Annotated in this window: 17 protein-coding genes; 9 read left to right on the forward strand and 8 right to left on the reverse strand. The window is 29.3% G+C overall.

All coding sequences use genetic code 11. From position 1 onward, the window contains the following. Position 1 precedes the first annotated feature (1 nt). From BLV71_RS10295 to BLV71_RS10315, 5 genes are all read right to left on the reverse strand, one after another. Positions 2–2,020, reverse strand: coding sequence for a M3 family metallopeptidase (locus BLV71_RS10295; RefSeq protein ID WP_093870465.1), 2,019 nt, complete (start codon positions 2,018–2,020; stop codon positions 2–4). An 83-nt stretch (positions 2,021–2,103) separates the two neighbouring features. After that, positions 2,104–2,583 carry a 5-(carboxyamino)imidazole ribonucleotide mutase gene (gene purE / locus BLV71_RS10300; RefSeq protein WP_093870466.1) on the reverse strand — a complete coding sequence of 160 codons (480 nt, stop codon included), beginning with the start codon at positions 2,581–2,583 and terminating at the stop codon, positions 2,104–2,106. Beyond that, complete coding sequence (locus BLV71_RS10305; RefSeq protein ID WP_093870467.1) at positions 2,577–3,104, reverse strand: hypothetical protein; 528 nt, start codon at positions 3,102–3,104, stop codon at positions 2,577–2,579. The genes purE and BLV71_RS10305 overlap by 7 nt, the downstream gene beginning before the upstream one ends. Positions 3,105–3,115: 11 nt before the next feature. After that, positions 3,116–4,273 carry a 5-(carboxyamino)imidazole ribonucleotide synthase gene (locus tag BLV71_RS10310; RefSeq protein ID WP_093870468.1) on the reverse strand — a complete coding sequence of 386 codons (1,158 nt, stop codon included), beginning with the start codon at positions 4,271–4,273 and terminating at the stop codon, positions 3,116–3,118. 66 nt (positions 4,274–4,339) lie between these two features. Then, entirely contained in the window at positions 4,340–4,765 is a 426-nt protein-coding gene (locus tag BLV71_RS10315; RefSeq protein WP_093870469.1) for a Rieske (2Fe-2S) protein, read from the reverse strand. Between the two features lie 108 nt (positions 4,766–4,873). Between BLV71_RS10315 and greA the strand changes: the two genes are divergently transcribed. The 3 genes from greA (at position 4,874) to BLV71_RS10330 (ending at position 5,998) form a co-directional block, all read left to right on the forward strand. Beyond that, the gene (gene greA / locus BLV71_RS10320) at positions 4,874–5,347 is read left to right on the forward strand and encodes a transcription elongation factor GreA (protein WP_093870470.1); all 474 of its coding nucleotides are present in this window, start codon (positions 4,874–4,876) and stop codon (positions 5,345–5,347) included. 70 nt (positions 5,348–5,417) lie between these two features. Beyond that, a complete protein-coding gene (locus BLV71_RS10325) occupies positions 5,418–5,810 on the forward strand; it encodes an HIT family protein (protein WP_093870471.1) in 393 nt (130 codons plus the stop codon). Beyond that, a complete protein-coding gene (locus BLV71_RS10330; RefSeq protein ID WP_093870472.1) occupies positions 5,810–5,998 on the forward strand; it encodes a hypothetical protein in 189 nt (62 codons plus the stop codon). The genes BLV71_RS10325 and BLV71_RS10330 overlap by 1 nt, the downstream gene beginning before the upstream one ends. On the opposite strand, the gene BLV71_RS10335 is transcribed toward BLV71_RS10330, so the two are convergent. Next, positions 5,995–7,146, reverse strand: a complete 1,152-nt coding sequence (locus BLV71_RS10335; RefSeq protein ID WP_093870473.1) for a sensor histidine kinase — start codon at positions 7,144–7,146, stop codon at positions 5,995–5,997. The two genes, BLV71_RS10330 and BLV71_RS10335, sit on opposite strands and share 4 nt — an antisense overlap. 78 nt (positions 7,147–7,224) lie before the next feature. Here BLV71_RS10335 and BLV71_RS10340 point away from each other — a divergent pair, with 78 nt between their 5' ends. Further along, entirely contained in the window at positions 7,225–8,085 is an 861-nt protein-coding gene (locus tag BLV71_RS10340) for a flavin reductase family protein (protein ID WP_093870474.1), read from the forward strand. Between the two features lie 6 nt (positions 8,086–8,091). After that, entirely contained in the window at positions 8,092–8,457 is a 366-nt protein-coding gene (locus tag BLV71_RS10345) for a DUF3127 domain-containing protein (protein ID WP_093870475.1), read from the forward strand. Positions 8,458–8,521: 64 nt separating this feature from the next. Here BLV71_RS10345 and BLV71_RS10350 read toward each other — a convergent pair whose 3' ends face one another. Together BLV71_RS10350 and BLV71_RS10355 are read right to left on the reverse strand one after the other, a co-directional pair. Then, entirely contained in the window at positions 8,522–9,148 is a 627-nt protein-coding gene (locus tag BLV71_RS10350; protein WP_093870476.1) for a Crp/Fnr family transcriptional regulator, read from the reverse strand. Between the two features lie 117 nt (positions 9,149–9,265). Continuing rightward, positions 9,266–9,880 carry a Crp/Fnr family transcriptional regulator gene (locus BLV71_RS10355; RefSeq protein WP_093870477.1) on the reverse strand — a complete coding sequence of 205 codons (615 nt, stop codon included), beginning with the start codon at positions 9,878–9,880 and terminating at the stop codon, positions 9,266–9,268. 561 nt (positions 9,881–10,441) lie between these two features. On the opposite strand from BLV71_RS10355, the gene BLV71_RS10360 reads away from it, so the two are divergent. From BLV71_RS10360 to BLV71_RS10375, 4 genes are read left to right on the forward strand one after another with little or no spacing between them, the layout of a single operon-like run. Beyond that, complete coding sequence (locus BLV71_RS10360) at positions 10,442–11,563, forward strand: hypothetical protein (protein ID WP_093870478.1); 1,122 nt, start codon at positions 10,442–10,444, stop codon at positions 11,561–11,563. Between the two features lie 15 nt (positions 11,564–11,578). Beyond that, positions 11,579–12,580 (forward strand): hypothetical protein, encoded by a 1,002-nt coding sequence (locus BLV71_RS10365; RefSeq protein ID WP_093870479.1) that lies wholly within the window; start codon positions 11,579–11,581, stop codon positions 12,578–12,580. 9 nt (positions 12,581–12,589) lie between these two features. After that, a complete protein-coding gene (locus tag BLV71_RS10370) occupies positions 12,590–13,138 on the forward strand; it encodes a hypothetical protein (protein WP_143032776.1) in 549 nt (182 codons plus the stop codon). Positions 13,139–13,148: 10 nt separating this feature from the next. Then, entirely contained in the window at positions 13,149–21,902 is an 8,754-nt protein-coding gene (locus BLV71_RS10375) for a LamG-like jellyroll fold domain-containing protein (protein ID WP_093870481.1), read from the forward strand. The last annotated feature ends 85 nt before the right edge of the window (positions 21,903–21,987 follow it).

Raw genomic sequence — 21,987 nt, forward strand, 5'->3', positions numbered from 1 at the left:
GCTAACTTATTAATCCTGCACGTTTTAATAACGCATCTGAGTTAGGTTTTTTACCTCTAAAACGTTTGTATAAATCCATAGGTTTTTCTGTTCCTCCCTTAGAAAGAATATTATCTTTAAATTTATAGGCTATTTTTTTATTGAAGATTCCTTCTTCTTTAAAATACTCAAAAGCATCTGCATCTAAAACTTCTGCCCATTTATAAGAATAATAACCAGCAGAATACCCACCTTGAAATATATGAGCAAAAGCTGTACTCATACAATTTTCTGAAACATCAGGATATAATTGAGTATCTGAAAAAGCGGCTACTTCAAAATCTTTTACATTTTTAATGTTGGTAGGATTTGTTCCATGCCATTGCATATCTAACAAGCCAAAACTTAATTGACGTAATGTTTGCATACCTTCATGGAAACTAGCAGATTCTTTTATCTTTTCTACATACTCCATAGGAATAGTTTCTCCAGTTTCATAATGCTTTGCAAAAAGCTCTAAAGCTTCTTTTTCATAACACCAGTTCTCTAAAACTTGACTAGGTAATTCAACAAAATCCCAAGAAACAGATGTACCTGATAAACTATTATACGTTGTGTTTGCTAACATTCCATGTAAAGCATGACCAAATTCATGAAATAAAGTAGTAACTTCATTAAATGTAAGTAAAGAAGGTTTTGTATCTGTAGGCTTTGTAAAGTTACAAACTATAGATACCTGTGGGCGCTCATTTATTTCATTTTTTATTTGTTGAGATTTATAAGAAGTCATCCATGCACCATTTCTTTTTCCTGGTCTAGGATGAAAATCTGCATAAAAATGAGAGATAAAGTTATCTTTGGAGTCAGAAACAGTATATGTTTTAACATCTTCGTGATACTTATCAATAGTGTCAATTTCTTCAAATTTTAAATCGAACAATTTACCAGCAATAGCAAATACTCCTTCAATTACATTTTCAAGTTTAAAATAAGGTTTTAAGAGCTCTTGGTCTAAGTTAAATAATTCTTTTTTTAACTTTTCAGAGTAGTAAGAACCGTCCCATTTTTCTAACTTTTCAATTGAATCTAATTTTTTAGCATAATTTTCTAAGTTATTAAACTCACGAATTGCTGCTGGTTTTGCTTTTTCTAATAATTCATTTAAAAAAGTTAAAACATTCTCTGGAGATTCTGCCATTCGTTCTTCTAAAACAAAATTAGCATGTGTTTTATACCCCAACAAATTTGAACGTTTATGACGAAGATTTACAATATCTAAAACAATTTTCTCATTGTTATATTCATTTTTTTGAAATCCTTTTTTCCCCATTGCAATAGCTAGTTTTTTTCGTAACTCTCTATTATCAGCATATGTCATAAATGGGATATAGCTAGGATAATCTAAGGTAATTAACCAGCCTTCTTTGTTGCGTTGAGTGGCCATCATTTTAGCTGCTTCTTTTGCACTTTCTGGTAATCCAGAAACATCTCCTTCGTTGGTAAGAAGCATTTCAAAAGAGTTTGTTTCTGCTAAAATATGTTCTCCAAATTGTAATGATAGTTTTGAAAGAGCAGCATCTATTTTTCTCAATTCAACTTTCTCATCATTATCTAAATTAGCACCATTACGTGCAAATCCTTTATATTGCTTTTCTAGCAACATTTCTTGCTCAGGCGTTAAGCTTAAATTTGTGATTTGATTATAAACTGCTTTTACACGTTTGAATAATGCTTCATTTAAAACCATATCATTTTTAAATTCGCTTAACCAAGGAGAAATTTCTTTGGCAATTTCTTGAATCTCTTCGTTTGTTTCAGCAGAATTGAGGTTAAAAAAAATGGAAGTTATTTTATCTAGTTTTTCACCTGTGTTGTCTAAAGTTACTGTAGTATTTTCAAAAGAAGGTGCTTCTGTATTATTAATTATGTCATTAATTTCTTTTTTAGCTATTTCAATAGCTTCTTTAATGGCAGGTTTATAGTTTTCTTCCTTTATTTTAGAAAAAGGAGGAGTATTAAAATCTTGTAATAATGGATTCATTTTTTACTTTCATTAAATAATTAATGAAACCTCATAAATTTAAAATCTATGAGGTTTATAATTATATTTTTTTACTAAAATACTTATTTTTTTACTCTTTCAGAAGCTTTTTCAACTTTGAGTTTTAAGCCTTCTTTATAAGCTATAATTTTATCTAAAACACATGTGTCAGAAGCACCAATAATTTGAGCTGCTAAAATACCTGCATTTTTAGCACCATCAAGAGCTACGGTAGCTACAGGAACTCCTCCAGGCATTTGAAGAATAGATAAAACAGAATCCCATCCATCAATTGAATTTCTACTTTTTACAGGTACTCCAATTATTGGTAATGGACTCATACTAGCAACCATTCCTGGTAAATGAGCAGCGCCACCAGCACCAGCCACAATAACTTTCACACCTCTTTTGTGAGCATTAGTAGCATAGTCAACTAATTTTTCTGGAGTTCTGTGAGCAGATACAATATCAACTTCAACTTGAATATCAAAGCTCTCTAATATGTCTATCGCTTCTTGCATGATTGGAAGATCTGAGTCACTTCCCATTATAATACCTACCATAATTTTGTTGTTTTTAGTTTGTTTAAGTAGCTCTTTACTCCAAATTCTGGACTAGAAAAAACTTCTTTATTTAAATTTATAAGATGCTTCTTAGCATCTTCCATAGATGCTTGAGCAAGAAAAATAACATCTACTTGTGATGCTAATGTATTTATTTTATTAGCAATTGTAAGTTCATAATTGTCAAATTCATCGTTTTCAAAATATTTCCAAGAGCTTGAACAATTAATACTTACAATTTCAATTGTTTTGTTAATTAACTTAGCTTCATTAATTAACATGTCTTCACTTATTTTTTTAGTAGTGTTAACAGTAAAAGCAATACCAATTTTTTTATAGTTTTTAACTAAAAAATTAGCAATAGGTAAATCAATCCGTTCTACATCATCTCTTTTATCACATTCTTCACCGTAAGTAGAACAAGTACAAATGATAAGTTGAGGAGCATCGCTTTTTATGGTTTGTAGCTCTTTTTCAAAACCATTAATGTGAATTTTTGATGTATGTAAAAAAGCAATCATTTATTTAAACATTACTTAGCTATAACCTGTATGGTTTCTTTTACTTGCTGAGCAACTTTTCTTGCTTCATTTATATCAGTGTTAACAATAGTAACATGTCCCATTTTACGGAAAGGTTTTGTTGTTTTTTTACCATATAGATGAGGTGTAACGCCATCTATTTTTAAAATTTCTTCGATATTTTTATAAACAACTTCACCAGTATGCCCTTCAGCTCCTACTAAGTTTACCATGATGCCAGCTAATTTACTATCCGTATTACCTAAAGGAAGGTTTAATATACTACGAAGGTGTTGCTCAAACTGATTTGTATAACTAGCTTCTATTGAGTAATGACCAGAGTTATGAGTTCTTGGAGCTACTTCGTTTACTAAAATGTCATCATTTTCAGTTTGAAACATTTCAACAGCTAATAATCCAACAAAATCAAAAATATCAGCTACTTTTAAAGCTATTTCACGCGCTTTTTTAGCTACGCTTTCTTCTATTCTTGCAGGGCAAATTACATATTCTACTTGGTTTGCTTCTGGATGAAATTCCATTTCAACAACTGGATAAGTTTTAACTTCTCCATTTGTATTCCTAGCTACAATAACAGCTAATTCATTTTTAAAAGGAATTAATTTTTCAGCGATACATTCGTCAGTAGGTAAATTATTTAAATCTGTAATAGATTTAACAATTTTCACACCATTTCCATCATAACCAAACCTTGCAGATTTCCATACAAAAGGAAAATTTACCGCTCCATTATCGATAGAGTGTTTTAATTCTTCTAAAGAAGCGAATCTAGAAAAATCTGCTGTGGGGATATTATGATCATGATAAAACACTTTTTGACGTGCCTTATTTTGTATTGTTCTTAAATTTTCTGGTTTAGGATAAATGGTATGCCCTTCAGCTTCCAGTTTATCTAAAGCATCAATGTTTACATTTTCAATTTCAATAGTTAAAACATCAACTTTTTTTCCAAAATTGTAAACAGTATCAAAGTCTAATAAATCTCCTTGATGAAATTCATTACAAATTTGTGCGCATGGAGCTTCATTATTTGAATCTAAGATAACCGTATAAATATCTAGCTTTTGTGTTTCTGTAAGTAACATTCTCCCTAATTGTCCGCCACCAAGAACGCCCAATTTAAAGTTTGAAGAAAAATAATTTTTCACGATAAATTTGTTAGTAAGTGTTGTTGTTACTGCAAAAATAAGAATCTATTTCATAGTATGTTTAAATTAATTACTTATTTGCAAACTACTTCCGTTTTGAGTAACTGTATAAATTCTAGCACCACCTTCACAATTATTAGTACCTTTTATAAGGCTACCATTTAACATACTGTATTTACTGCCATCACAAGAACATTCCAATACAGGAGAATTTATTGTCATTGGAGTAGTACAATCTTTATTAGGACATTGTCTATCTATTGCTATATAAGGAGAAAAAGATCCACCAGTTCCTTTATTAAATAGTACAATACCATTAATACCTCCGCTTATAGCAGCAGTTCCATTTGGAGTTAATAAACCATTTAATTGAGGATTGTTTAGAAATACTGTAATAGGGGCTATTGTATTTCTAAAACAGCTATTTATAGAGGGAGTACTACTGCAGTTTAATAAGATTGTAAGAAGTAGCAATAAAGATAATTTTTTCATGTTTTTTTGTGTATCTATAAATATAACGTCACGAATTTACGAAAATTTTGTACATTTGTAATACTATCTCATTCCGTTAGGGATGAGATTTTTAAATTTATTGAAGTTATGAGTAACGTATCATATTACACAGAAGAAGGGCTAAAAAAATTAAAAGAAGAATTAGCTCAATTAGAGCAAGTTGAAAGACCACGTGTTACACAAGAAATAGCCGATGCTAGAGATAAAGGGGATTTAAGTGAGAATGCGGAGTATCATGCAGCAAAAGAAGAACAATCATTATTAGAGTTTAAAATAGCAAAATTAAAAAATGTTGTAGCTAGCGCACGTATTATAGATGAAAGTCAGTTAGATACATCTAAAGCTTTAATTCATTCGGTTGTTAAAATAAAAAACTCAGCAAACGGAATGGAGTTTACGTATACTTTAGTAGCCGATTCTGAAACTGATGTTAGAAATGGAAAGTTATCTGTAAATTCTCCTATAGGAAAAGGATTGTTAGGAAAAAGTGTTGGAGAGATAGCTGAAATTAAAGTGCCAAACGGTATTATGAAATTCGAGGTGTTAGAAATTTCAAGATAATTAAAAAAATATACTAGTTAAAAGCGTTACAGAAGTAACGCTTTTTTTATTTTTACTAAAAATTATATTAATGGCAAGTATTTTTACAAAAATAATAACAGGAGAAATTCCTTCATATAAAATTGCTGAGAATGAGGATTTCATTGCTTTTCTAGATATTAATCCTAATGCAAAGGGACATGCTTTAGTTGTACCGAAGAAAGAAGAAAATAAAATTTTTGATTTATCTAAAGATGAATATTCTAATTTAATGTCTTTTTCTTATAGAGTGGCAAAAGCATTAGAAAAAACAATTTCTTGTGAACGAATAGGAATGAGTGTTATTGGGTTAGAAGTACCTCATGTTCATGTACATTTAATACCAATTAATACAATGGTAGATATGCAATTTACTCAAAAGGTAAAATTAACAAATGATGAATTTATTTCTTTAGCTCAACAAATAGGAAAAAACTTTGAATAATGAAAAAATGGACTAAGGTTGGCTTGTTATGGGGAGCAATAATGTTTGTAATTATGAGTATTATTTACCCGTTAATTATAGGAGAGAAAATAACAACAATAAGTATTTTAATTGGTGTTGTAATATGGACTATTGGCGGAATATTGTTTGGGTATTTACAGAGAAAAAGAATAGAAAAAGTGAATTAAAATTTATCTAATAAAATTTGAAATGTAGTTCCTTTTCCTATTTCTGATTTTTGAACAAAAATTTTACCCTTATGATAATCTTCAATTATTCTTTTAGAAAGAGATAAGCCTAATCCCCATCCACGTTTCTTAGTTGTAAATCCAGGTTTAAATACTTGTTTAAACTGTGATTTGTGCATTCCTTTTCCAGAGTCTGAAATTGTAATTTTAACTTTTTTAGAAGTGTTTTTTATAGATAAGTCTAAGGTGCCCTTACCTTGCATTGCATCAATTGCATTTTTGATAAGGTTTTCTATTACCCACCCAAATAATTCAGTGTTAATTTGAGTGTTAATTTCTTCTTGAGATGCGTTAAAAGAAAATGAAATTTGCTTAGAACTACGAGATTCTAAGTAACTAAATACTGTTTTGGTGATAGAAACAATATTGTGTTGTTTTAATTCTGGTAGAGAACCAATTTTAGAAAAACGATTCGCAATAATATTCAAACGATCTACATCTTTTTCTATCTCATCAACGTACATTTGGTCAATATTTTCTGTACGAAAAATAGCAATCCACCCTAACAAGGACGATAAAGGTGTACCAATTTGATGAGCAGTTTCTTTTGCCATTCCTGTCCAAAGCTTATTTTGTTCAGCAACTTTACTAGATTTAAAAACCATATATATTATAGTTATAAATAAACCTAGAATTAATAATAAAGCTAGTGGATAATATTTTAGTTTATATAATAAATCAGAATTTCTATAGTATACGTATTGCTTCTGAGTGTTTTTATAACTTATTTCAATAGGATCATTCTGATCCTTCATGATTTGAAGTTGTTTTTCTAAATATTTAGGGTTTAATACTTTTAAACTATCTAAATTTTGGCTTTCAATAATTTCACCCTTACTATTTAATAAAATTGAAGGTATGTTTTGGTTATTCTCTAAAATTTTTAGAGGTAGAGTTACATCTGCATTTAAATCAGTATTGTCGTTTAATTCTTTCATAGCTGCAGCAAATACTTTCATTTTACCACGCTCTTCTTCTTTAAACTTTTGAAAGAAAATATAGGTATTCCATAAAATTAAGGAAACAATAACAATAGAAATTAATACCACTACACGTTTTAGCCAAAATGTATTTTGAAAAAGACTCATATTTCAAATATAAACTATTCTTTACTATAACATGATATATAAATCTGTAGTATATTTACACTAAAAATAAATTAAACAATGTTATCCATAAATCCTAAAGATATACCAACAGCTAAACTTCATGGTTATTTATTAGGAGCCATAGCTCCTAGACCTATAGCCTTTGCAAGTACTATAGATGAAGAAGGAAACCCAAATTTATCACCATTTAGTTTTTTTAATGTTTTTGGAGCAAACCCTCCAATAATGATTTTTTCACCAGCTAGAAGTGTAAGAGCAAATAAAACAAAGCATACATTAGATAATGCTGAGGCAACCAAAGAGGTAGTAATTAATATTGTAAATTATGATATTGTTCAACAAATGTCTTTGAGTAGTACAATGTACCCTAAAGGTGTTAATGAGTTTGAAAAATCTGGATTAACAATGTTGCCTTCAGATGAGGTTAAGCCTTTCAGAGTAGCAGAATCTCCTGTACAATTTGAGTGTAAAGTAACAGACATAATTTACACAGGAAACGAAGGAGGAGCAGGTAATTTAATAGTATGTGAGGTTGTTAAGTTACATATAAATGAAAGTGTTTTAGATGAAAATGGAGGTATAGATCAACATAAAATTGACCTAGTAGCCAGAGCAGGAGGTAATTACTACACAAGAGCTAAAGATGGTTTCTTTGAAATACCAAAACCCATAGCAACTTTAGGTATAGGTGTAGATAAAATACCATTTGAAATTAGAAATAGTACTGTATTAACTGGGAATAATTTAGGTATGTTAGGTAATGTAGAACAGTTGCCAACAGCTGAAGATGTTAATAACTTTGCTAAAGAACATCCACAATTAGTTGGGGTATCTGAAGAAAAAAAACATATTTTTGCACAAGAGTATTTAGATAACAATGAAGTAGAGAGTGCTTGGAAAGTACTTTTAATTAAATAAACAGTAATGGAAGTAATTGGTAAAATTAAATTAATTAACGAAACGCAAACCTTTGGAAGTAATGGTTTTAGAAAGCGTGACATAGTAGTGACTACTGATGAGCAGTATCCACAAATGATTTTGATTGAATTTATTCAAGATAAATGTGATTTGTTAAATAGCTACCAAGTTGGACAAGATGTTAAAGTATCTATTAATTTAAGAGGTAGAGAGTGGATTAATCCACAAGGTGAGGCAAAGTATTTCAACTCTGTACAAGGATGGAGAATTGAAAATTTAGCACAAGCTGCACCTCAAAATGTACCACCAGCAGATCAGTTTGCACCAGCACCAGATTTGTCTGATAACGAACCAGATGATTTACCTTTTTAAGTAAAAAAGTTATATCTATAAAAAAAGACCTATGAGTAGTATGTATTCATAGGTCTTTTTTTTGTTATAAATTTTCATGATTTTTTTCTAATAAAATTATTGATCTAGTTTTACGAATTATTTTTTTATTTAATTCTAAAGCTTTTAATCCTCTAGAAATTGCTTCTCTTGAAAAATTTAAATCTTCTGATATTTCTAATAAAGGAGTTTTAATTTCATTTTTATTGTATAGTTTTGATTTAGTTTTGATGTAATTAAATAAATTGTTTTCTAATGATTGATTACTGATTTCTTGCATTTTATTAACAATTGACATGTAATGATATTGAAAGGAACTAATCATGAAATCACGTAATTCAATATACGTATTTGTCCATTCTAAAAATAAATTATTAGGAATTCTTAAAATAGAAATATCCTCAACAACGATACTACATATTTCATCTGTAGGTATGTTAGGAGAGTTTGTATAATTCATAATTTTTGAATTACTACTTTCTATATAATAGAGAAGCGTTCTTTTATTATGATGATTTATAGATATCTTAACGATACCTGTTAATAAAATACAAACTCCGTTATTGAATTCATCACAGTTTTGTAATAAATCTCCTTTTTTATAATGTAATATTTTTCCATAAGTTTCAAATAGTTTAATTACCTCTTTAGAGAACGGTAAATCTTTTAGCATATATTTAGTTTGGTTAAATTAGATTGCTTTTAAAATTCAATTAAGTAAAAAAGGTAGTAGGCTTTTTTAGACACCGGCATAGTGTCTTTTTAATAGGTAGTATGTGATATTGTGTTATTATACAACTAATTGTATGGACCTGGGTTTACCAATAACTCTATGTTGGTCTTCTAAACGTTTAATGGCTCTAGAAATAGATGAAAGTGGCACCTTTAAGTCTAATGATATCTCTGATCTTGAAATGCGAATATCTTTTTCCTTGTAAATTTCAGATTTGTTTTCGAGATAATAAAACAAACGATTTTCTAATGAATGAGTTAGTAAGTTTTTTATTCTAGAAAACATAGTACTAATATTATATTCACTAGAGTTAATTATAGATTTTTTAAATGATAAACATTCTGTTTGCCATTGAGCTATTAGTTCGTTTGGAATCCATAGTAGTGTACTGTCTTCAATAGCAGTAATTGAAATTGGAGCAGCAAAGGTTTTCGTCATATTCATTAAAGCAATGAAAGGGTTTTTTTGAGGATAAATATGATATAGAAGTAAGGAGTTGTTTTCTTGATCTAAATGAGCTTTTAGCACTCCTTTTATAACAATAGCTGTGCTGTCAATTGGCACATCTTTTAATAAAATAGGATCGCCAGAAACATATTTTTTTTGGATAGCTTGAGATTCAATTAATCTAGCTATTGATTTTTTACAATTAATGAGGGACTCTAAAATCATTATAAATTATTTTAAAATTAATTATTACATAAATCTTTAAGCTGTTACTGAGTAGTAAAATATAAAGTGTACTTACATTTTTTTAAACAATTCAAAAAAAGAAAACCCTATTTGTTTCTGATATAAAAAATTTATAAAGTATAAGATTTTTTTATCATAAGTCTTGCTTTGTAGTATTTACAGTAGGTGCGACTAATTTATTGAAAATGAATAATATGTTTTCTTATTGTTAGTTTTTTTTAAATAAAATAAGCAAGTCAAGGTACAAATTTATTAAAAAGTGTTAAATAAATGTTAAAGAAAAAAGTTAAAAAAGTTTTTTTTACTCCATTTAACGTTTAAATAATAATGAAAAAGACTTGAATTAAACTATAAGAAACATAGTATTCCTAATACTTCAAGAGAATAAATCAATTAAAAATTAAATAATGAAATGTGATGTATGTCAAATATTGATGTATGTGAAATAGTGACTCTTGTAAAATAGAATGATTCTTCTTACTTCAATTTTGTGGACTTATAAATAGTTAAAAAACAATCATAACCATAAAAGAAGTATACATGAAAAAAACAATTTTAATAGTAATTGCATTAATATTTACTACCTATAATTTAAAAGCACAAGTAAGTGTAACTGCAGGTTATAGTATTAGAGTAGATAATAACAATAATGATCCTGGTGTAGATTATTTTAGGATTTTTCAAGGAAAAGGAAATGACCCTTTCTTTAGAGGTTCAAATCAGTATGTGAAATTTAAGGCTGATGAAATACTCCATTATGCTAATGATAGATTCTATTTGATGTCTGCAAAAGACGTAGAAATGCGAATTGGAGATCATAGAAATACAAACGCGGTTTTTAAAGTTCAGATTGGGCATGATCAAAAAAATCAGGTTTTTAAAACTTCACTTAGCGAATCAGTTTTTCATACCAATTCATTTAAGTTATTTGGTTATAAGAAAACGAATAGTTTTTTTAATGTTAATGAAGGAACCTTTAATTCAAACCAAAGTGCATCGTTTAATATTCATATTGATACCAATAGTAATGATCCTAATGTAGATACTTTTAAAATATTTCAAGGAACACAAAAAAGTAAAATACTTGATGTAGGAATAAGTTATACTAAATTATTCTCAAGAAACTTTATTTCTGAAAATGATGGAGGGTTTGTAGTAAACATTGATAAAAATAACAATTCACAAGTAGATAAATTCAAAGTACTATACGGTAGAGAAAAGAGTGAAGTTTTAGTAGCAGGAAAAGATGATGTTACTGTTCACAAAAAACTTATAACTCAAAAAAACATTGAAACAAAAAATATAAAGGCACAAGATATTATAGCGAATAATGTGGTATTAAATGTGGGCTCATTTCCTGATTATGTTTTTTCAGAAGACTATGAGTTAATGCCTTTAAAAGAAATAGCTATTTATATAAAAAAAAATAAACACTTACCTAACATGCCATCCGAAGCTGAAGTTATAGCGAATGGGATGAATGTAAAACAAATAAATACTGTTTTAGTAGAAAAAGTAGAAGAACTTACACTACACACTATTTTACAAGAGCAGAAGATAAATACACTTGTTGATGAATTAAAAGAAATGAAAGAGCATTCTGAAAAAATAATGAAAGTTCTTTCAAAAAAACTGTTGAGTATAGAACAACAGAAAAATTAACCAAAATAATATAAAATGATAAAAAAAATTACAATAGCTGGCTTACTATTATTAGGCGTAAGTACAGTAAAAGCACAACATGTTATACAAACAGTTAGAGGTATACATATAAAAGCAGATACAGATGCAAAAGGAGGTAACGAAGGAGTTTCTTTGTTTGCTGCAAATAAAGAACTAGCTTATTTTACTCCAGCTAATAATGTTCATTTAGTTAGAACCTTTTTTAAAAAAGAAACTATTTTTCAAGATTTAACTCGTTTTTATGGAATTGCTCATTTTCATAGAGATGCTAATGTTTATGGTAATTTTAGTGTGTCAGGCAATAGTACGTTTTCTAAAATAGGAATAGGAATTACACCTCAAGAAGGAATACACCTTAGTGGTAGAAATATTAGAGTAGATGGAGGTGAGTTTCAAAGTCATGGACCAATAGTATTACATCCAGATGTAGATAATAATGGAGATGATATTATTTCTTTTAGAAATAGCACAAACGTAGAAATGGCCAAAATACACGATGGTGTTTTAACTACAAACGCAGGTGTATTTAATACTAATATATCAACAGAAAATGCTCAAATACAACAAGGTACTTTTGGAAGTATTTCTTACACAAAAAGTACTGGTAGACTTAATTTAGGCCATGGGAAAAATGATAAAATATCTTTTGTAAATGGAGATAATAATGAAATGGCTAGTTTACAAAATGGAATTATGACTTTAGATAAAGTAGTGTTAAATATAGGATCATTTCCTGATTATGTTTTTTCAGAAGACTATGATTTAATGCCTTTAAAAGATGTAGCTACTTATATTAAAGAAAATAAGCATTTGCCAAATATGCCTTCTGAAAAAGAGGTAGTATCAAAAGGTATGGATGTGAAACAAATTAATACTATTTTGGTTGAAAAAGTTGAAGAGTTAACATTACATACCATCGCACAAGAAGAAAAAATAAATATTCTTTTAAGAGAACTAAAAGCGATTAAAAACCAACTTAAATTGAATCAAAAATAGTTTATAGATATGGGAAACAAACTTATTTTGTTCTTGTGTCTATATGTTTTAGGTACAGGAATAACAATGGCTCAAGATATAGAGCTATTCAGGTTTACTAATGCAAGTATAGTTAGTGGAAATGAAATGATACTACATCATAATTATTCTGATAACTCAGCAAGTTTAATTAAGAAATCGAGCTCAAAACTTAATGAAAAAGATGGCTTTTTACAATCATTTATATTAAAGCGCTTAGAAAGTGGAAAAGTATTAATAGCGTCAGCTAAAGAAAAAAAATACTTTTTACACTATAATCCTACGTCTAATAAAGTTAGTTTTTTAACGATTCAAGACTCTAAAAAGTTAAATAACTATACTTGGCAAGTTCAATTTGCAGGAAAAGGAAAAGTATTGATTTCACCTTTAAATAACTTGGATAAAGGATTGGTAAAAAGAAATAATAATGCAATTGAAGTAGATGTTTTTAAGTCTTCTGAAAATGAATTATTAACCAATGGTAAAAAAGTAGGAGATCAATACAGATTTATGATAGAGAAAATAGCTAACGTACTTTAAAATATTAATAATGAGAAAAAATAAAATTATAGGCTATTTATTAATAGCCCTATTAAGCTCTTTTTCTTTTGTTCATGCACAACAATCGTATGATTTAGCAGTGTTACAAATACAAAGTAAAGGAAAATATAGTAGAGTTTTTAATCCACAAACTAATTTAAACAGTTTATTAAGCAAAGGAATAACCAATAGAGCAACTGTTGAATTTTGGGCAATGCATAATACAGCAAGTTCAGGTAATTCAGAAGCTGTAAATTGGGAGTTTTCAAATTTGAAAACAGGAAGCGAAGAATTTAAATTAAGTATCCAAGAAAATAAAGTTTCTTTAAAAATAGGAGTAAGTGAGCAAGTTAAAAACTTGCTGCTAGATAACAAATTATTTAAAAATATATGGCATCATTATGCTTTTTCAATAGATAAAAATGCTAATGAATTACGAGTGTATATTGATGGAATTGAGCACTTTTTTAAAAATATTTCCAATTTTAATGTAGAGGAAATATATTTTTCAAGTGATAAAAAAACGGACTTGTTTTTAGCTGAATACAGAGGTTGGTCAACTGCAAAGAGGAAAAAACAAATCAAAGAGCAGCAATATCGTACTTTTTATAAAGAAGCAAAAAATTCATTATTAGAACAAAAAAATAATGGGCTAGAAATTGTATATACTAATACAAATTATAAAAATGAAGACTTCTTTGGTGGTGATGTATTAACATCTATTTCTTGGCAAAATTTATTATATGAATATTTTCCTGATGAAAATTTAATAAAAGAAGCTGAGTTTTCTTCAAAATTAAAATCTAATAATATTAGTAATATTAGTTCAGAAATTCAACATCCAGTATTAAACTTGAATAAAATTATTGTAAGAGCGAGTGATGGAGATGGTATTGATAACCCTTTGCTATCAGGGAGTGATGGCATATTTGTAGAATGGCAACATGTTAGAAATGTTGATGAATATATTATAAAAAGAAGAAACTTAAGAGCTGGTACTATAAGTTCGGTAGTACATACAATGAAAGATACAAAAACAAAGAATCCTTCAGAATCATTGTTTTATGTTGATAAAGGAATTTTGCCAAACGAGTTGTATGAATACACTATTGAAGCAAAGCATAATGGAGTAACTACCTTAACTGGGAAAGACGTTGGCTTTGTATTGCCAAATGGTAAAGTTAAAGGACTTATAGAAACCTCTTCTAGTGTTGCTACTAAATTTGCAAAAGTAGAAGCTATTGCTTCTGGAAACATTAATCCAGGGGGTGCTTTAAAGTTTATTCAAGGTAAAAAACCGCTGTTAATAAAAAATATAGACGAGTTTAGAAAAGCAAAAGGTGGTGCAACTTTTGAGTTTTGGTATAAAACTCCTACTATAACCGAAGGAGAGAATACCGTACTTTCAATTGGAAATAGTGAGCTGATCTTACAAAAGAGTAAAATAGTTGTGAAGTTAAATGGCTCTACTTATGTTGCAGGAACAAGAAAGTCAGATACTAATTGGCATCATTATGCATTTACATTTAATGCATCTGGAGGAACTTTATTTGAAGATGGGACTCCTATTTCTAATGGAAGTAGTGCTACTTTATTTGCGTTGAGTTTAAATAATGTAAATACTTTTTCTTTAAACAAGATAACGAATGTTACGTATTATATAGATGAGGTTCGATTTTGGAATGCTCCTCGTTCGCCATTACAAATTAATGAATATGCAAATCATATAATTGGAGGTAATGTTGAAAACTTATTTGCTTATTATCGTTTTGATTTTAATGATGCACATAAAGCATACAACTTTTCAACAAAAAAAAGAGGTGAGTATTTAATTGAAAGTGAAAGTGTATTAGAGCACTTGTCAGCAAACGAACAACCCCAAATAACGTATGCTACTTATACAAATAAAAAAGGTGATTATAAATTTACATCATTAAATACAGGAATACAAGGAATAACAAATAATGATAATAAGTTTGAGTATACTATAAAACCTTCAAAACCTCGATTTGAATTTTTGCCTAAAACGAAACAGGCAAGTGTACCTAGAAGATTAAATGGTGACTTAGCAACTAATGTGAACTTTACAGATGTATCGAGTTTACCAGTAACAGGTGTAATTTCTTATAGAGTAGGAGATGAATTATATCCTGTACTTAGGGGTACAGCTTTAAAAGTTGATGGCTCAATCGTACAAAGTAACGAAGATAGTAAGGTAACTACTGATAATACTGGTACTTATGCAATTAAAACAGCTCCAGGTAAGCATGTAATAACGCCTAATCCTATGCCATCACTAGCTAATGAAGAGCGTTTAAACGAAGGAAGTTTACGATTTGATGGAAAAACAGGATATGCTCGTTCTATAAATTCTATTACTAATAATGGAAATAGTTTTACCTGGTCTGGTTTTGTAAAACCATATCTTAAAACTAGTAATGAAGATAAAGTACCAGCTATACAAACTGTTTTGCAATGGGGGAATTTATCTTTAAAGCTAATTAACAATACAACATTAAAAGTATATACAGGAACTCAAGAAAAATTGTCAGAAAACTTACCAGCTAATAGCTTAGGACAGTTTTCTTTTTTTAGTATAAGTTTCGATAAAGAAAAGGGAACGATGTCACTTTATGTGAATGATAGAAGAAAAAGCACTTCAATAAATTCCTTAGAAATAGCGAGTAATTTAATAGTAGGTAGTGAAGAGGAATCTAATACATTTAAAAACTTTTCAAAATCGCATATTGATTTATTAGAATATAGAGCAGTGTCACTTCTAGAAGATGACATAGCTAAATTAAAACAAGGAAAGTATTTAGCTATTGAACAATCAAAGTTACAATTATCATATAGTTTTGATCAAAAATATGGAACTAAAGCAATTAATACAGTTGTTGATGGGGTAAATAATAATTATTTACAATTTGAAGGAGGGTGTAATTTTGATAATACATCGCATAAACAATATGTCAGAGAAATTCAGTACACCTATAAAGCAACTAATCCTAAATTTAATCCAACAGGAAATCATTATGAAGTAGTATTAGAAGAGCCATTGCAAAATGTAAATTTTGAAAATATAACTAGACGTAGTTTTATAGGTAATATTGTAGTGCCTTGTAATAATAGTGTTGGGGCATGGACTGGAAAAATAATTCGAACAGATATTGAATTTCCAAAGTTTGAAAAAATAATTAGTTCTGCTGATTTTAATAATGATACAACTGTTTTTACAATAAATGATTTGCTACCTGGTCAATACCGAGTTGAAATTACAAATACAAATGCAAATAGAGTTTTGAAAAGTCCTATAATAGATTTACGACGTAAAAATATTGTATACGATTTTGAATTTAGAAATCCTATTGAATTAGAAATTGAGTTGTTTGAATTTGATATGGCTGGTGTTAGAGATGTAAAAAACATGAGAGATTATGTTGGAGATAAAATTAGCAGTACTTGTGAAGGAAGTTTTACTTTTAAGTCTCATGATGGGTTTAAAATGAATGTGAATGTTTTTGAAAGGTATGGAGTAAATAAATGCCCAGTTGAAGGAGCTGATGTAACACTTGGTGGTGATGCTATTTTAGCAGATAGTAATTTAACTGATAGAACTTTAAGTAAAGGAGTGTTAGAGTTTTTTACACAAGTTTCATCTCCTAATTTTTTAGGAGATCATTCAAGAAACTTCTTAATATCAGCAAGTCATAACGGTAGAACTGCATCTATAACTAAAAAAGCAATTATACTAGGTGCTCGCCAAGGAAATTCAGATTTTACATTGATAGAACCTCAAGTTGGTTTTGTATTACATGATCCTCCAGGAGATAATAGTTCTGCAACTTTAGCAAAAGGAGCTACATATTCGTACTCATTTTCTGCTGAAAATGGAATAGGTTTAGAAATAGATAATTCAATTGGAGCTAAACTAAAAGTAAAAAAACAAATTTTAACAGGAATTGTTGCAGCTCCATTAGGAGTAGGAACTGTAGCAGGATTTGTGAACCCTGTTTTACAAACTAGTAGTGATACTCAAGGTTTAATTGGAGGAAAGTTTGATTATTTAAGGCATAGCGGTAATTCAGAAACAGTTACTTTAGAAAAGTCAATTTCTACACCTTCAGATCCTACGTATGTAGGAGAAGATGCCGATGTATTTATAGGTACATCTAAGGTAATAACTTTTGGAACTGGTCAGGTACTTAAATTGAATGGATGTTCACCAGTTGTGCAAAATTCAAATAAAGTAGCTAAACCTTCGTCTGTAACCCCTTTTGCATATACAAAACAAAGTTTAAATGATATTGTAATACCTAACTTATACCAATTAGCAATTGCTAAATATGATAAGAATAATGGTATTGTATCACCTCCTAAAGATAGAAATCATTTAGATTTAAAAGGTACTTTGGAAAAATTATTAGCGAAAACTCCGAAGGATAAAGAAGATAAAGATATTATTAATTATTTACATCAAATTAGTAGATGGACTTCTATCATTGATAAGAATCATAACAAAAGAACGAAGGCATATTTTGATAGTGCACCTAATTTTAGTAGCACTACAAAAAAACTAACAAATGATAATGATGTAGGACAAAGTGGAGCTGGGTTAAACGCTTCTGCTTTAGATAAACGAATTACATTTGATGCGTTAACTGAAATCAGTTACACATTATCAAGAGAGAAAACGAAGAGTTCTGGAAACTCATTTAGTGGTGGTCCATATGTAGGTGTTAGTTTCTCAACAGATTTTACAATTTTTGGAGCGGGTCTTACATTTAATAATCAAACGAAGGTTCACAATTTTAATAGTAGAACTGATTCAGATGAAAATGGAAATAACAGAGTAGATAGTTTTACATTAAACGATGATGATGCAGGAGATCATTTTGATGTATTAATTAGAAGAGATCCTGAATATGATACCCCAATGTTTTTAACCAATGCAGGAAGAAGTTCTTGTCCGTTTGAATCAGGAACTGTACCTAGAGAAGGTGTTGAGTTGATTGTTGATAAAGTAGTAGGATATGGTACTGGAGATGAATCGATATTATATAACTTAACGTTACGTAATACACAAGTAGCGAAAGATGCTACTAGAAAAACGTATATAGTAGGAATGGCAGGTGCTTCAAACTCATTAGGGGCAGTTGTAAATTTGAATGAGTCACCTATTTTTGAGCCAACAACTTCTTCAAAGTTTGTTTTTGATTTAGATCCAAGTTCACCAACTGGTGTAAAACAAGAAATTAAAGCTCAATTGCGTATTGCAAGAGGAACCGATGCACCTTCGGTTATTTCTTATAAGGATATAAAAATTCAAATGTATTCTGAATGTGAACAAGCTGGTGATCGATACCGTTCGTATGGAGTAGATGAATATAATGAAGTAGGAGTGAAGCCGTATGCAGAAATTTTAGTAACAGCTCATTTTACAGGAGCTTGTATTGAAACGATTACTTCAGATTCACCTCAAAATGATTGGATTGTAAATGGTTCTGATAAAAAGAAGTTAGATTTTAATTTTAGAATACCTGAATTAAAAGGAATGTCAGAGAGTACTGATTTTTCAGTGGATTTAGAATATACAATTAAAGGCAACAATGATCCTAAAATATTAAAGAAGTTAGATTTAAAAACATTAAAAAAGTATTTAAATTCTGAAACTGATCAAGTAGAGTACAGTGCAGATGTATCAGCTTTAACAAACGGAGAGTATAATTTTAGAATTGTACCAGTATGTGGAGATGGTGGTTCTGATAATCCTAATAATCGTAAGAACCCAACTCCTTTTGTAAAAGGAAAAATAGCGAGAAATGCTCCACAGTTGGTGCTAACAACTCCAGATAATGGAGGGATATTTACTTCAGGAACGATTTCTGCAAAATTCTCAGCACCAATAAATCCAGCTACTGTAAATTTAAATTCGTTAGCAATGAGAGGTGTTTTAGGTGGAGTTCCAAAACCATTAACATCTGTTAAAATGGATAATGTTACTGATGTTATCAACATTCCTCATAATAATAAATTTAATTTAGAAGATAAATTAACTATTGAAATGTGGGTAAATCCATTAAAATACCCCTCAGGAGTTAATGTTCCTATCATTCAAAAAGGAGGAAACTATCATGTTTCTTTGATGCCAGATGGTAAAATAATAACGAATGACGGCGTTAAATCTTCTAAAGGAATTCAACCATTTACATGGACACATGTATCTGTAGTTTATGATAAAACTAATGGAAATGCTGTTATTTATTTTAATGGAGAAAATGTAGGTTCTGGTAATATTTCTACTATTGAAAATAAAGTAAATTCAGAAAAGCTTGTAATATCTCCAATGGTAACTACTGATTCTTTTGTAGGTTCTTTAGATGAAGTACGAGTTTGGCAATCAGCAAGGTCCCCATTACAAATAGCTAGTAATATGAAAAATCAATTATTAGGTAATGAAGATACTTTAGAAGCGTATTTCGTTTTTAATGATAACACATTAGCAAAGCAAGGTATAAATGGTGCTCCTAATGAAGCAATTCAAGATTTTACAGGAAATGCTCAAGGAACAACAGCTACTGGAATTAATTTTGTTACTAATGAAGAAGCGGCTCCTTTAGATAAAACGAAAACCGTAGAAGATATTCAGTTTACAACAACTATGTCTGAAAATAATACGATTATTAATTTTAATATGAAGATATCAGATTTAGAATTTGTTGAAGGTGCTAGATTAACAGTTTTTGTAAAAGATAAAAAACTACAAGATCCTTTAGGAAATAAAATAGATAAAACCTCATGGAGTTTTATTATTAATAGAAGTAAGTTAAAATGGAGTCATAATAATTTATCAATAAGTCAAAATCAAGGAGAAACGACTATCATTGATAATATAGATTTAATAAATTCTGATGGAGGGATTGATGTAGCGTATACTTTTGAAAATCTACCGGTTTGGTTTAATGTGAAAAAAGGAGCTAACCCAGCTAAAGACGCATTAAATATTATTAGGGCTACGGAAACGAATAGAGATTTAGAGTTTGAAATAAAAAACTATTTAAATCCAGGAGTACATACTGCTATTATTTATATAAAAACAAGTAATAAAAATACGGGACAAAAATTAGGTGTTGAAAGTTTTAGATTGGAAGTTACAGTTAATTGCCCAGAACCAGCAATAGCATCAGGGTTTGAAAACAATTATCCACTTTCAATGAATTTTAAAGGAAATTTAATTATTAATTCTCAAAATTCAGTAGATAAAAATGATGTTGTAAAAGTATATGTTGGTAATCAAATACGAGGTTATGCTAAAGTAGGAACTTCTGGTTTGGTTGATTTAACAGTGTTTGGGAATATTGGAGAAACATCAGTGCTAAATTTTAAAGTATGGGATGCTTCAAAATGTACCGAGTATGAAGGAATTATCGAAAATTATAGCTTTAATTCAAATCAAACTATAGGTTCTAATTCAGTGCCTGTTAAATTTACGGTTGGTGAAAAAGTTACTAGAAGAATACCTGTTGTACAGGGATATCAAGAATTAAGTTTCAATTTAAAGGACAATCAAGCGTCTAATAAATTGTCTTTAACAGCTATTAAAGGATTACCAGTGAATTCTCAAATTCTTGATTTGTTAAATAATAAAGTAGCGGTTTTAGGAAGTAATAATATTTTTACAGGTGGATTAACTGAAATTGACGTAACTAAAGCTTATTTAGTAAGTATAGCTCCTACTCATGAGGTTGTAAAATATATAGAAATAAGTGGGGTACCAGTTGATTTAGATAATAACTTATCAATCAATGGAGGAAATATTAAAAATGCAATTCCTTTTTACCCTAATGATTTACAACGAACAGGATATGCATTGCGATCATTTACATCAACAAAAGTAAGTGAAGGTGATAGAATTGAGCGAAGAGGTTTATTTGCAGAATATACAACTTCTAGTGGTTGGCGTGGTAGTTTAACGCATTTAACACCAGGATTAGGATATATCTTTAAATCTCAAAATTCAGGAGCAATTAATTATTCCGGAATTATTAAGAATTCAGCTGCACGATTTGTAGCTAAGAATATTAAAGTTAATAATGCTTTATCTAATTCATCAAGTGAGTTAGAAGAAACACCTTCATATAAGGAGTTAGATTTAACAATTGATCTTAATCAGTTTGCTGACTTTATGTATATCAATGGAGTACTTGAGACTGCTGATTTAGATACAAATAAAGCGTATACTATTTTAGCATTAGTTGATAATGAATTAAGAGGAGCTTCTAAAGCTGAATTTATTAACGGAGAATACCATTATTATATCGGTATTGGAAGTAATAGTGATGAAAATGTTCAGTTTAAGTTATACGATGGAAATAGCGTTTTAGATTTAGAGAATACAGAAATGTTCTTTTCAAATAAAACAATAGGTACCATGAATAGTCCTTATAGCTTTACCGTAAAATCAAAAGAGGTTGAGTTAAGTAAGAATTACACATTAGCATTATCTCAAAACAGACCAAACCCAATGAACGAACATACGCAAATTAGCTTTAGTACCCCTAAGGAAGTATTTGTGGATCTTAGTTTATACAATATGTTAGGTCAAAAACTTCATACTTTTGTAGCAAGAAAAGTTACAGGAAATAGAATGCACACTATAAATTGGAATGGTGTTGCACAAGGTCATAAACTGCAAAGTGGAGTTTATGTGTATGAGTTAAGAGTTGAAGGAAAAAGATTACAACGTAAGTTAATTATTGAATAAAAAATGTAAGAACCTTAAAGAAAAAGAGACTGATAAATTATCGGCCTCTTTTTTTTATTTAGTTCTAATTTTAAATAGCTTAAAA

It is taken from the genome of Tenacibaculum sp. MAR_2010_89 (assembly GCF_900105985.1).
GTDB lineage: Bacteria > Bacteroidota > Bacteroidia > Flavobacteriales > Flavobacteriaceae > Polaribacter > Polaribacter halocynthiae.